General features: G+C 47.7%; 15 protein-coding genes. 14 read left to right on the top strand and 1 reads right to left on the bottom strand.

Annotation, left to right across the window (positions count from 1 at the left end; genetic code table 11):
- Positions 1-17 precede the first annotated feature (17 nt).
- From M0Q40_01655 to M0Q40_01640, 4 genes are all read left to right on the top strand, one after another.
- A complete protein-coding gene (locus M0Q40_01655) occupies positions 18-1,211 on the top strand; it encodes a pyridoxal phosphate-dependent aminotransferase (GenBank protein ID MCK9221326.1) in 1,194 nt (397 codons plus the stop codon).
- Between the two features lie 294 nt (positions 1,212-1,505).
- Positions 1,506-2,186 (top strand): response regulator transcription factor, encoded by a 681-nt coding sequence (locus M0Q40_01650; GenBank protein ID MCK9221325.1) that lies wholly within the window; start codon positions 1,506-1,508, stop codon positions 2,184-2,186.
- Positions 2,179-3,954, top strand: coding sequence for a cell wall metabolism sensor histidine kinase WalK (locus M0Q40_01645; protein ID MCK9221324.1), 1,776 nt, complete (start codon positions 2,179-2,181; stop codon positions 3,952-3,954). The genes M0Q40_01650 and M0Q40_01645 overlap by 8 nt, the downstream gene beginning before the upstream one ends.
- A 369-nt stretch (positions 3,955-4,323) precedes the next feature.
- The gene (locus M0Q40_01640; GenBank protein MCK9221323.1) at positions 4,324-4,503 is read left to right on the top strand and encodes a hypothetical protein; all 180 of its coding nucleotides are present in this window, start codon (positions 4,324-4,326) and stop codon (positions 4,501-4,503) included.
- A 40-nt stretch (positions 4,504-4,543) separates the two neighbouring features.
- On the opposite strand, the gene M0Q40_01635 is transcribed toward M0Q40_01640, so the two are convergent.
- Complete coding sequence (locus M0Q40_01635; GenBank protein MCK9221322.1) at positions 4,544-5,077, bottom strand: hypothetical protein; 534 nt, start codon at positions 5,075-5,077, stop codon at positions 4,544-4,546.
- 131 nt (positions 5,078-5,208) lie between these two features.
- On the opposite strand from M0Q40_01635, the gene M0Q40_01630 reads away from it, so the two are divergent.
- The 10 genes from M0Q40_01630 to atpA all read left to right on the top strand — a co-directional run bounded on the left by M0Q40_01630 (position 5,209) and on the right by atpA (position 12,667).
- On the top strand, positions 5,209-5,955 hold the full coding sequence (locus M0Q40_01630; GenBank protein MCK9221321.1) for a glycosyltransferase family 2 protein: 747 nt from the start codon (positions 5,209-5,211) through the stop codon (positions 5,953-5,955).
- Between the two features lie 17 nt (positions 5,956-5,972).
- Positions 5,973-7,190: a Gfo/Idh/MocA family oxidoreductase gene (locus tag M0Q40_01625; protein MCK9221320.1), complete on the top strand. Its 1,218-nt coding sequence runs from the start codon at positions 5,973-5,975 to the stop codon at positions 7,188-7,190.
- A gap of 92 nt (positions 7,191-7,282) precedes the next feature.
- A complete protein-coding gene (locus tag M0Q40_01620; GenBank protein MCK9221319.1) occupies positions 7,283-8,152 on the top strand; it encodes a hypothetical protein in 870 nt (289 codons plus the stop codon).
- Between the two features lie 214 nt (positions 8,153-8,366).
- Positions 8,367-8,630 carry an AtpZ/AtpI family protein gene (locus M0Q40_01615; protein MCK9221318.1) on the top strand — a complete coding sequence of 88 codons (264 nt, stop codon included), beginning with the start codon at positions 8,367-8,369 and terminating at the stop codon, positions 8,628-8,630.
- Positions 8,599-9,018, top strand: a complete 420-nt coding sequence (locus tag M0Q40_01610) for an ATP synthase subunit I (GenBank protein ID MCK9221317.1) — start codon at positions 8,599-8,601, stop codon at positions 9,016-9,018. The genes M0Q40_01615 and M0Q40_01610 overlap by 32 nt, the downstream gene beginning before the upstream one ends.
- A gap of 5 nt (positions 9,019-9,023) precedes the next feature.
- Entirely contained in the window at positions 9,024-9,677 is a 654-nt protein-coding gene (gene atpB, locus M0Q40_01605; protein MCK9221316.1) for a F0F1 ATP synthase subunit A, read from the top strand.
- Positions 9,678-9,762: 85 nt separating this feature from the next.
- Complete coding sequence (atpE, locus tag M0Q40_01600) at positions 9,763-10,023, top strand: ATP synthase F0 subunit C (GenBank protein MCK9221315.1); 261 nt, start codon at positions 9,763-9,765, stop codon at positions 10,021-10,023.
- A gap of 69 nt (positions 10,024-10,092) precedes the next feature.
- Positions 10,093-10,599 (top strand): F0F1 ATP synthase subunit B, encoded by a 507-nt coding sequence (gene atpF, locus M0Q40_01595; GenBank protein ID MCK9221314.1) that lies wholly within the window; start codon positions 10,093-10,095, stop codon positions 10,597-10,599.
- Complete coding sequence (atpH, locus tag M0Q40_01590) at positions 10,599-11,135, top strand: ATP synthase F1 subunit delta (GenBank protein MCK9221313.1); 537 nt, start codon at positions 10,599-10,601, stop codon at positions 11,133-11,135. The genes atpF and atpH overlap by 1 nt, the downstream gene beginning before the upstream one ends.
- Positions 11,136-11,158: 23 nt before the next feature.
- The gene (atpA, locus tag M0Q40_01585; GenBank protein ID MCK9221312.1) at positions 11,159-12,667 is read left to right on the top strand and encodes a F0F1 ATP synthase subunit alpha; all 1,509 of its coding nucleotides are present in this window, start codon (positions 11,159-11,161) and stop codon (positions 12,665-12,667) included.
- Positions 12,668-12,672: the final 5 nt, after the last annotated feature.

The raw sequence follows: 12,672 nt of genomic DNA, 5'->3' as shown, positions 1-12,672 counted from the left end.
GTGATGCGCGTTTAATGGTGAGAATATCGAATAGAGCAGCCAACATATCTCCATCTGCCACACTTAGTGTGGATGCTATGGCGAAAGCCATGCGAAAAGCCGGTCATGATGTGATTGGTTTTGGGGCCGGGGAGCCCGACTTCGAGACTCCCCTTTATATCAAAGAAGCAGCCATTGCGGCCTTGGATGCCGGATATACCCGGTATACTCCAGCGGGCGGGATTATTGAGCTTAGGGAGGCCATCTGTAACAAGATGGTGGCGGACTATCAGCTGGCCTATGAGCCTGATCAGGTCGTGATTTCCTGTGGGGCCAAGCACAGCCTCTATAATCTCTTTCAGGTCATATGTGACCCCGGCGATGAAGTGATCGTTATGGCCCCTTATTGGGTCAGCTATGTTGAGCAGATTAAGCTCGCCGATGGGGTGCCGGTGATTGCTAAGACGAATGACACAATTACTTTTCAGCCGGAGCTTGGCGCGATTCGAGCGGCGATTACTCCTCGTACGAAGGCAATCATTGTCAATAGTCCTTCTAATCCTACCGGAGTTGTTCTGAAAAAAGAGTTTTTGCTTGCTCTTGGGAAATTAGCTGTAGAAAATGACTTGTTAGTTATCTCCGATGAGATCTATGGCAAATTGGTCTATGGGGATGCGGAACACATTAGCTTTCCCTCCTTGGTGGAGGAATTCAAGGAGCGAACGGTTCTCATCAACGGTGTGTCCAAAACCTATGCCATGACCGGTTGGCGAATAGGCTATGCGGCAGGGCCTAAGGAGATCATTAAGGCTATTTGTGATCTACAAAGTCACAGTACGTCTAATCCCAATTCTATTGCACAGCAGGCAGCTGTTGCCGCTTTAGTCGGTCCTGATGATACTGTGTATCAAATGCGTGAGCAGTTTGACCGACGTAGGCAATATATCGTAGATAGACTGAACGAAATCAGAGGGATTAGTTGTTTTAGGCCCGAGGGGGCTTTCTACGTGTTTCCCAATATTAGCGAGTTATATGGCAAGGCCATTAATGGGTTTGTGATCAAGGATTCCGAGGGTTTTGCCAAGAGTCTGCTTCAGGAAGCACAGGTTGCGGTTGTGCCAGGAGTTGCCTTTGGCTCAAATGACCATGTAAGGCTTTCATACTGCCTATCTCTCGAGGAAATAAGACGAGGCCTAGATCGAATTGCTGACTTTGTGACAAGACTAGAGTAAGCAGTAGCAGGCAGGAGAGTCATTCTCCTGCCTGCGAGAGATATGCGGTCCTCGTATATACCTAGTGCTAACGTTGTGGATATTTGCTTCACAAGGAAGTTGGTGCCCAGACAGCGAATAGTATTACCGTTGGCTTAAGGTCCCTTGGCTCAATCGGCAAGAGGGACTAAGAAGTAAGGCAGGACATTGCCGGGACTGGAAGCATCCCGCAGAACGCCTCAATAAGGAGCATGCCAAGAAGGGAGGGCTACAACTCTTCCTACGGTTTAGCCGTGGGTCCGGGTTGCTGATAATATGACAAGTATCCTCATTGCTGATGATGATCCCCATGTCCATGAGATTCTCTCCCTATATTTCCGCAAGGAAGGCTATGAGGTCCTTTCCGCCTACGATGGCCAGCAGACCTTGGACCTGGTTTCAGCCGGTCCCGACCTGATTATTCTAGATATTATGATGCCTAAGCTAGATGGCTGGGAGGTCTGTACACAGCTGCGTAATCAGTGTATAGACATTCCCATTATCATGTTAACGGCCAAAAACGATGATTATGAGAAGATCCTAGGTTTTGAGTTGGGAACAGACGATTACGTGACTAAACCATTTAATCCTGTAGAGGTTCTTGAACGAACTAAGGCTGTCTTACGACGGATTAAACCTAGGAGTATAGCGGCGGCCCAAGACATAGAAGTGAATATCGAGGAGTATTCGGTTACGGTCAAGGGCCAAAGGGTGGAGTTGACTCCCCGGGAGACCCAATTACTATATTATCTCATGGTTAATCCTAGTCGGGTCTTTACTAGGGATGAACTGTTAGAGCAGCTGTGGGGCTATGACTACTTCGGAGACGGGCGGACTATTGATGTCCATATCAAACGAATTCGGGAGAAAATCGGGCAGGTGGACGAAGGCTGCAAACAGTATATCAAAACCGTCTGGGGTGTTGGCTATAAGTTCGAGGTGACCGACGGTGGTTAAGACTGTCTTCGGGAAATTAATGTCTACCTATGTGGCCATTATTCTAGTGACCCTCTCTACTTTGGGTTTCTGCTTATCACATTTGTTGGAAAATTACTTTTTTACCGCAAAGGAACAAGAACTATTAGATAAAGGGCAGGAGCTGGTCAAGGTGGTGGGTCACCTAGTGGTACGTACCTCCTTTGATCCAGCGATTTTCAGTGTGCTCCGGGCTATGGATAGTTTCATAGATGCCCGGGTTTGGATTGTGAATCGACAAGGCTTGATCATTGCCGCCAGCCAAGAGGGCTTCGATTGGGAAGGTTTTCAGTTAAGTAGTGGCGATCTACAGGAGGTGCTCCTGGGTAGAACCATTACTAATCGGGGACAATCAAAGTACTTCTCCGAGCCCATGCTCACAGTTGGTCTTCCTATTCTTGGTACCGGATCCGATACAGTACTCGGGGCAGTTTTTCTCCACTCTCCTGTTGTGGGTGTTTCCCAGACGGTCAGCCAGGTGAGACACTTCATATTGCTTGGGGCCTTATTGTCGATTACCCTAGCCTTTGGTTTGGGCCTTTACCTGTCCCGTACTTTCTCTTCTCCCTTGCGACAGATGCATGGTGCGGCGTTGGCCATGGCGGAAGGGGACTTTAGTCGAAGAGTATCGGTTGAGCAGGAAGACGAGATTGGTGAGCTAGGGCGCTCTTTTAACTATTTGGCAAGCCGACTTCAGAATACTATCGATGCCCTTCACCAGGAAAAGGCTAAATTTGAGAGCATGATCTTTAGTATTAGTGAGGGAGTGATTGCGGTTGATCCCCAAGGGAGGATTCTTCTCGTAAATGCTCCGGCCCGACGTTGGATTAAGGAGGATGTTGATTTACCCATCGGCACAAAGCTCTGTGAGTCCGTCTCTCTAGCCGAAATGCCAGAGCTTTATCACCGGGTGATGACTGAAGATGCGGTGGTAACGCAGACGGTAAATCTTACACCACAAAAAGCTCTTATGATCATTGCATCACCGATCCACGATACCAGCGGAGCCATCGGTGGCGTAGTTATTCTACTGCATGATATTAGCCAGCTGCATCAGACAGAACAACTACGGAGGGATTTCTTTGCCAATGTCTCCCACGAGCTTCGGACCCCCTTAACTGCAATAGCTGGTTATTTGCAGCCTGTTATTGATGGTACCGTTACCGATTCCGAGTCCGTGGGTCGGTACTTGCGGATAATCCAGGACGAAACCCTTCGCCTATCGAAGCTAATCGATGAGTTACTTGATTTTTCACGTCTTGAGGCGGGACAGCTCAATCTGGAATTGGAGCCCTTTGATATCGTGGCAGTGGTGGATGATGTCTGTAACCAACTGGGGGTTCTTGCTGATAGCAAAATGGTGAGGCTACACCGGAGTCTACCCGGTGCAAAGCGTGTGGTGGTTGGGGACGAGAAGCGGATTAGACAGGTACTACTCAACCTCGTGGATAATGCGATCAAGTTTACCCCAGCGGACGGCGACATATATGTGCGGGTGTGTGATCGAGCCGAAGGGGTAATGATTGAGGTCGAAGATACCGGCTGCGGTATTTTACCCGACGAGCTACCCCTTATTTTTGAAAGATTCTTCAAAGCAGATCGGTCCCGTACCAGACGAGATGGTACAGGTCTAGGCCTTGCCATTGTCAAGTCTATTCTGGATGCTCATGGGCTGATCATTTCAGTACAAAGCAAGCCTGATGTAGGTACTAAGTTCAGTTTCTCCTTTCCGTTAAGGATGATTTCATAGCCTCTTAACAGTTTGTTAACATCCCTATGCTACAATGAACATGCTATCAAAAATCCCGTTCAGTTAGATTAAGAATCTTGGGTTTAGAGAAGGCAAATAGGTGGGGCCTTGATGTGAGAACGGGAGGTGGGGAGGTGAGCGATCAACGACTGGACGGCATGGGTGGATAACCCCGCCGTTCGAGGACAATGGAAATCTGGTATAAAGGGCCTAGTGCGAGAGCAATAGGTCCTTTATATTTTATATCGGAAGAGCTATCTGGCTGAATGCCTGTGGCGCCTTTTGCAGGAGATTGGTTTCTTTGTCTCGAATAAAATAACTAAGAGGGTCTTCTTGCAGGGAAGGCCTGTTGGAAAGGAGGTGGCTACCTTGCGTAGACCTCGTGTCCGAATGCTGGAACGTGAATTAGAGGACGCCGAAGCCAAATTAGAAGAGATCAGGAATACCGAGTATGAACGGGAGAGTATCAAGAAGAAGCTCATGGTTGAGCAAAGACAAAAGATCGTCGAGCTGAAGCGTGAGTTGGCAGAGGAAAAGAAGCGTTTGTAAGATTGCTTCAGTTAACGGGGAAATAGTATTTTTGAGGCCTTTATGGCGCGAATTGCTGTAATGGGGAGTGAAACAGTGGTTCCACCATAAGGGCCTGATTTAGTAGGTCCCTAAGCTGCCAGAGGGAATACTCGTCCAGTAGATACAGTTCCGATGATTGGGATGTACGGGTGCAGTAGACCGACTTGGATACTCTTTCGCCCACGGTAAGCCAAAGGGTTGCCCCCGTTTCTGTTTGGAGGGTGATCCGGAAAATAGGGTTATTGTCCTGATCAGAGGTCGATGCGTCGGTACTAACCTTTGCACTTATTTCCTGAAGCAGTGCAAGTAGATCGGTGATGTACTCGTCACGGAGCTTCTTATTCCCGAAATACCAAAGTCCGCCCCTTTTGGTAAGTGAGATGGTTTCGCCAGTTGGGGCATCAAAGATTTCAAGGCTATGGACCGACTCCAGAGAAAAGTCTAGTAGGCGTTCCACAGGTAAGTTCTCCTCTTTGGGATTAGGAAACAAGGCTAGCGTAAACAATGCGAAAATAAGGATACTGCCAATTACAAGGCCGTAGGATTTGGTCACGGTTTTACCCTCCTTATGCTTAATACAATAGCAATTAGCCACGGATCGGTCTATTTCCTCCTTGGTGTTTACGGAAAGTTGTCTTGTTCTAACTTGTTGTCGTTTTAGGGGCGCGGCATGGTCGGGTAGCATTGCTGCGTATTGCAAAGCTGCATGTGGTTTTGTATAATGTACAGGATGAGAATATGGGAGATTTGAGAATGTGTGCTAAAAAAGTAGTCGCCCTAGTACCAGCCTATGATGAAGCACCACGCATAGGTGTGGTACTAGATGTGCTAACCGGGCATAACCGAATTGATGAGGTTGTTGTCATAGACGATGGATCCGCAGATGATACAGCAACAGTGGCAGGTTCCTACCCAGTGACGGTACTTCGTCACGAGGAGAATTTAGGTAAGGGTGCGGCTTTGCAGAGCGGGCTAGATTATGCTAAGGATGCCGACATATTCCTGTTTTTAGACGCAGATTTGATCGGTTTACATCAAAATCACATTAATATGCTTCTTGATGGGGTGCTCGAGGAAAGTAACCAGATGTCCATTGGTCGTTTTGTCAAAGGGTTTATCCTCGTTGATCTTGCGCAACGCTATTTTCCAGTCCTAAATGGTCAAAGGGCGCTAACTAGAGCATTCATTGAGATGCTTCCAGACCTAAGACCAGTTCGATTCGGCGTAGAGGTTTTGATGAACCAGGCAGCCCAGATGTATGAAGCTCCCTACAGCTATCTGGACTTGTATGGTATCAGCCATTGGATGAAGGAACGCAAGTACGGTTTCCGGCGGGGAGTAAAGTCCCGGGCGCAAATGTATAAGGAAGTACTGCATATGCGGCGGAACTATGAAACGTATCTCTCCCCAGGAAAGACTGTGTCTAGGTAGGAGGAGGAGACTTCTAGTTGAAACGATTGAGGATTGGGATTATCGGTATTGGCGGATTCGGGAAGGAACACCTGCGGTTGGTGGAAAAGGCTGAGGACGATGGACGGGCTCAGTTAGTCGCTGTTGCCGAGAAATATCCCCAGGCAAATGTTTCACAGGTAGAAACACTTCGGTCCAATGGAGTACAAGTGTACCAGGATTATATCTGTATGTTGGATTGTGAAAAACTAGATGCCGTTACTATTGCTACGCCGATCCCCTTTCACTATGAGATGGCAATAGCGGCTTTAGAGCGGGGAATCCATGTGTTCCTGGAGAAACCACCAACAGTCTTGATACAGGAGCTTCTGGCACTAAAGAAGAAAGCAAAGGAAACAAAGCGTATTTGCGCGGTAGGTTTTCAGCAAATAGCGAGTACTGCTTTGCGTAAGTTGCAGGAGTATCTAGTTAGCGGTGAACTAGGGCAGGTAAAGCAGGTTGTGGGTGTCGGAAAGTGGAAGAGGCCAGACTCGTACTATGAGCGGGCCAATTGGGCTGGTAGGTTGATGATCAATGGTACCTATGTCTTGGATGGCCCCCTAAGTAATCCACTTTCCCACGTGTTTAACAATTGTTTGTTTTTAGCATCATCAAAGGTCGGAGGGTTTGCTGCTCCTAAGTCTGTGAAGGCAGAGTTTTATCGGGCTCATCCTATTGAGGGTGAAGACACAAACGCAGTCTTTGCACGGACTGGCAATGACGTAGAGGTGTATTTCTACTCAACGGTATGTGCTCCTATCGATGAGACACCGCATATCAAAATCTACTGTACCGAAGGGACAGCAACCTTTCTTAGGTCCTATCCACCAGTGGTTACTATCGAAAAACGCAATGGTAAGGTGGAACAATGGGAGTATCCCCCGGAAGATGAAAACTACCTCATCTTCACGAACTTCCTGGATGGAATTGCCTTTGATGTTCCAATATACTGCTCCATTGAGGATACGGAGCCCTTTGTACGTGGCCTAAACGGTGCCTACCTCTCGGCAAGAAGGGTTGTCCCTTTGCCGTCAGAATATGTCATAAGAGCACCGGAGGGCAATACAGTGGCAACGACAATCGCTGATATAACACAGATCATGGATCAGGCTAGTGAGAAGAGGGTATTGTTCTCGGATTTTGGCGTGCCATGGGCTGTACAGACTCTCCTAGTTGAAGTAGAGGGACTCAGGGACTTTGCCCTTTCTTTCCAGTAGTAGGGAGTTAGAGAATCAGCAGGATTTTGCGGTTGGCTGTGTAAAATAGAAATGGTGTATCCATTAGATTATTGTTTTGAGGTGAAGCATAGATGAAAAGGGATCATCCCAAAGCAAGAAAACGGGCTGTGTTTTATGATTCTATTGAAGATGTAAAAAAGGTGAATACCCAGGCCTTTGCTGATGATATTCTGGCCACTTATTCACCCACAAAGACTCTGGTGATCTCTGGCTTTCTTGCCGGAATTATCATCATGATCTTACCGGTGATCTTTATCGCCTTATATGGGTTGTTACGTATTGGCATAGAACTGATTGGCGATACAGTTCAGTGGCAAATTCGGGAGTATCGAATCCAGACAATTAACTCCATCCTTGCGTATCTTAAGAATACCTGGTGGCTAGCGCTATTGGTTGGGGGATTTGGTGTGGCCCTAGCCTTTCTGCGCAGACAGTCCGGTTTAAAACATGCCTTCTTCTATCCTACCTTTGACTATCGGGGTGGGCCAGTTAAGATGGGCTATGATACAATCACCGCTGCCATAGTAGTTCCTATTGTGACCATGATTGCGGTTTTTCTCATTGGTATTGGTGATATTGGCATTATATTGATTCCCCTTTGGATTATCTCGGGCCTATTATTCTATTGGCTGTGGCGCTACTTTGATAATCGACTGTTACGCAAATTAGGGGAGGAATGCAAGGATCGGGAAATGGAATGGGGTTTACGGGATGTGTTCCGCCAGGAAGGGCTATTGAAGAACTCCAAGATAGAGATCCTGTATGATTGTGAGACTTGCACGGCTACGCTAACAGGTTCTGTACCAAATAAGTATACCAGAGAGAAAATGCGCCAGATCTGTTTGGGTCAAGGTCAGATCAAACGTGTCGACATTGAAGAACTGACGATAGTCAACGAGGTAGAGGAGACCACACTAAATCACGGATCCGTGGAGTGTTAGTGTGTTATCTTACCGTAAACGGTAAGTGTCCTATAGTCTTACTAGTAACCCCAGTGCTTCTTTGGCTGGGGTTATTATTCTAATCCTTAGTGATTAATCAACCTTGCCAGGTGGAGTCTAAAGATGGCAAGGTTTAGCAACGAATCGACCAAATGGTCTAGAAGTATTGACTCGTAGTGGAAAGAACGCTATTATTATGTAATGAGAGCTCTAGATGAAGCAGGGCGGTGGATTCATGGGCCGAAAGCGATTCCAGCTTGCATACTACCTGTCCTTGATGACCCAGATTGGCCTGACCATGGTACTGAGCGCCCTATTTGGGGTTTGGTTGGGACGCTTACTAGATGCTCGCTTGGGAACAAGGTTCTTGTTCACAGGTATCTTCTTGATCTTGGGTGTTGCTGGAGGGATTACAGTAATATTCAGGTTGGTTAGGGATCTCGATGATGACTCAGACGAACCGGATGCAAAGACCTGATCAATGCACGATTAGAACTGTGCAAAAGCGTATGTTGGTGTTCGGCGCGCTCTTAGTTCTCCTTTCACTAATTGCCAGACAACGAACAGCGGTGTACGGTTTCATGCTAGGCGGGATTACTGCGCTTCTGCAATTTCGGGCCTTGGAACTATCTGTAACACGTCAACTGAAATTATCTAAGAAGAGTGCGGTCCGTTATGCCCGGACTAGCTATCTGCAAAGAGCAGCGCTGGCGTGTGGCGCCATCCTAGTTTCCCTGATACGTTCAGAAATCAGTTTCCTGGCTACAGTTGTGGGCCTTCTTTTGGTTAAACCCGCAATCTATAGCTTATACTTTGAAGAGTGGGTCACATCTTTTCTAAAGAAGGACCCGCAACATGGTAGGTGATGCATATGGGTAATCCAGCAGAGGTAAACATAGTATTCCATATATTAGGGATGCCCGTAAGTGACATTGTCGTGGCAACGTGGATTGTGATGGCCCTGATTTTATTGGTTGCGTTTTTAGCCACCAGGAAGCTTTCATTGGTTCCCTCGGGCCTGCAAAATGTAGGCGAAATCATAGTGGAAGGATTTGCGAAGCTGGTGGTAGACATGATGGGGACCAAAGGTTTACCCTTTGTTCCACTAATCATGAGTATCGGGTTATTTGTCCTTATTGCAAATCTGATTGGTGTTGTACCCGGTGTTGCCACCCCCACCTCAAACCTGGCAACTACTGTGATGTTAGCAGGTATTGTAGTGATTGTTGGCCATGGGGCATCGATTAAGAAAAATGGCCTGCTCCATTATATTAAAGGGTATCTTGACCCCCATCCCATTATGTTGCCGATGAATATTATCGGGGAGATTGGCAAGTTCTTGTCCCACTCCTTTCGTCTGTATGGTAACATGATCGGAGGCGCAATTATCATTCAGATTATCTACATGTTTGCCCCTTGGGTTGTGCCAGTACCAGTGATGGGTTGGTTTAGCGTATTTATGGGGGCTATCCAAGCGTTGGTCTTTACCTTGCTTGCCATCGCCTACATTGATGTAATGTTGTAAAAGAAGCATTTCCCTGCCCGGGAACAGGGAATCCTTGCTGGGCATTGGAAATAGACACAGATTTCCTGGGAAAGGGGGTTTGAATATGGAACTGACAAATGCGATTGTGCTTGCTTCTGTGTGTATAGGATCCGGCTTGGCCATGATTGCCGGTATCGGACCAGGTATTGGTGAAGGATATGCGGCGGGTAAGGCAGTAGAAGCTGTAGGAAGACAGCCCGAGGCGGAAAACAAGATTCGTACAACTCTTATCCTTGGTGATGCTATTGCCGAATCAACTGGTATTTACGCCCTGGCAATTGCGCTATTTATGATTTTTACCTTCGGGATACCATTGATGCCATGACGGGGATGTGTGACCCGCAGCGGCTTGACGCTGCGGGTTCCTTGTAGGGGGTAATTGGAGGGAAGTAGCTTGTTAGATCCTTGGGTTTTTCTTCAACAATTGGTCAATTTCTTGGTACTAACCGCTTTGCTGTACTGGCTGTTGCACAAGCCACTAAGCCAATTCATGGAGCAGCGGAAGCAGGGTATTGCCAAAGATATAGAGGAAGCAAGGAAAGAGCGGGAGGCAGCGTTGGAGGAGCATCGTCAGTACGCGGCTAAGGTAAGTCAGGCCCACGAGGAAGCCCAACAGATAATTGATGCGGCCGTTGAACGCTCGAAACAGTTGGAAAAGGAAATGGTTGCAGAGGCGAAAGAAGAGATTGTGCGACTGAAGAACCGTACCCAAAGTGAATTGGAACAGGAAAAGCAGAAAGCAATTAGCGAATTGACCGATCATGTGGCAGCTTTATCTGTGGCTGCTGCAGGAAAGATCATTTCCAAGAATCTGGATGTCAAGACCCATGAGGATTTGCTAACGGAGTTCATTGACCAATTAGATCAGCATATTGACAGCGAACAGACAGGTGAAAACTAATGTCCATCGTTGCGAAAAAGTACGCCCGGGCCATATTCGAATGCGGCCAAGAACAATCTAAATTAGAACATTATGCAGCTGAGTTCTCCGCTATAAAGGTGGTACTGGAACAGAGCGCCTTTTTGCATCGTGTTTTGATGTATCCGCGGATTAGGCCAGCTGAAAAAGTACAGATCCTGGAGAAAGTATGTGAGCTCCATTTCAGTAGGGAAGTGGCTAACCTACTTGTCCTCTTATTTGAGCGGGGGCGGGCCAAGGAGCTTATGCAGGTTTCTGAAGAGTTTGCAAGGTTAATGAAAGACTATGAGAATCTTGTGGAAGTGCAAGTAGCCAGTGCCATTGATTTGCCTGTGGAGTTGGAAAGTCAACTGCATCAGCGTCTTGAGCAGCTTACCGGAAAACGGGTATCCCTGCGGAAGGTGACTGACCCTGCCCTGATCGGCGGAATGGTTATCACCATCGGTGACCGGGTGATTGATGGCAGTATTAGGTCTGCCCTGCAAACGCTAAGCAAGAAACTGGCTTATCACAGTTAACTGGAACGAAATGGGTGGTGTAGTTGCGTATTCGACCTGAAGAGATCAGTGCCATAATTAAGGAGCAGATTGACGGTTTCACACCGGAAATTGACGTAGCGGAGGTCGGTACCGTACTTACCGTTGGAGACGGAATTGCCCGGATCTTTGGGTTGGAATCGGTCATGGCGGGCGAGTTACTGGAATTTCCCAACGGTGTTTACGGCATGGCACTTAATCTGGAAGAGGATATCATCTCCGCTGTTTTGTTAGGCTCAGTAAGTTTAGTCCATGAAGGGGACCAGGTCAAAAAAACAGGACGTGTAGTTGAAGTTCCTGTAGGAGAAGGCCTCTTAGGACGGGTCGTTAACTCCCTAGGACAACCCCTAGATGGCAAAGGACCTATTGCTGTCTCGAAGTATCGTCCTATTGAGAGTCGACCCCCGGGGATCGTCCAACGCCGACCAGTGTCTGAACCTCTGCAGACAGGCATCAAGGCCATTGACTCCATGATCCCTATTGGGCGGGGCCAGCGGGAGCTTGTCATCGGAGATCGGCAAACAGGTAAAACTGCCATCGCGATCGATACGATCCTAAACCAAAGAGACAAAGGTGTGTATTGCATTTATGTAGCCATCGGTCAGAAGGCCTCTACGGTGGCTCAGATTGTACAAACACTTAAGGAAGGCGGAGCCATGGATTACACTGTGGTTGTTGTTGCCACAGCAAGCGAACCAGCTCCTCTTCAATTTGTGGCTCCCTACGCCGGTTGTGCGATAGGGGAGGAGTTTATGTACAACGGTCAGCATGCCTTAGTTGTTTATGATGATCTGTCTAAACATGCCAATGCTTATAGAGAGATGTCATTGCTTTTGCGGCGTCCTCCTGGTAGAGAGGCTTTCCCGGGAGATGTGTTTTACTTGCATTCCCGGTTACTGGAGCGGGCAGCTAAGCTAAGCGATGAGCAGGGGGGCGGATCGTTGACCGCTTTACCGATTATTGAGACCCAAGCCGGTGATGTTTCCGCGTATATTCCTACTAACGTAATCTCCATTACCGATGGGCAGATTTATCTGGAAAGCGATTTGTTTTTTGCCGGGATTCGACCTGCAATTAATGTCGGTCTATCGGTATCCAGGGTCGGAAGTGCTGCCCAGGTTAAAGCGATGAAGCAAGTGGGAGGAAGGTTGAGGCTTGATCAGGCTCAGTACCGAGAACTAGCGGCATTCGCTAGATTTGCCTCTGAATTGGACAAAGCAACGCAGGCCCGTCTTACCCGGGGGGAGCGAACCAGGGAGATTCTAAAGCAAAGTCAATACCAGCCAATGTCGGTAAGCGAACAGGTTATCGCTATTTATGCGGCTGTTCATGGTTACCTTGATGATCTACCCGTGGACAGTGTGTTGCACTTTGAACGGGAGTTTCTTGGGTATATGAATAAGTTTCATGATGAAGTGGGCAAAGCCATTGAAACCACAGGTGAGTTGAGCCAGGAGACGGAAGAGAGATTACAGGGTGCTCTGGAGCAATTTAAGAAAGACTTCATCGCGTAAGTTAA

The sequence above is a fragment of the Limnochordia bacterium genome, from assembly GCA_023230925.1.
Lineage (GTDB): Bacteria > Bacillota > Limnochordia > DUMW01 > DUMW01 > JALNWK01.
The sequence above is the reverse complement of the archived record's forward strand: the minus strand, read 5'-3'. Positions and strand labels throughout refer to the sequence as shown.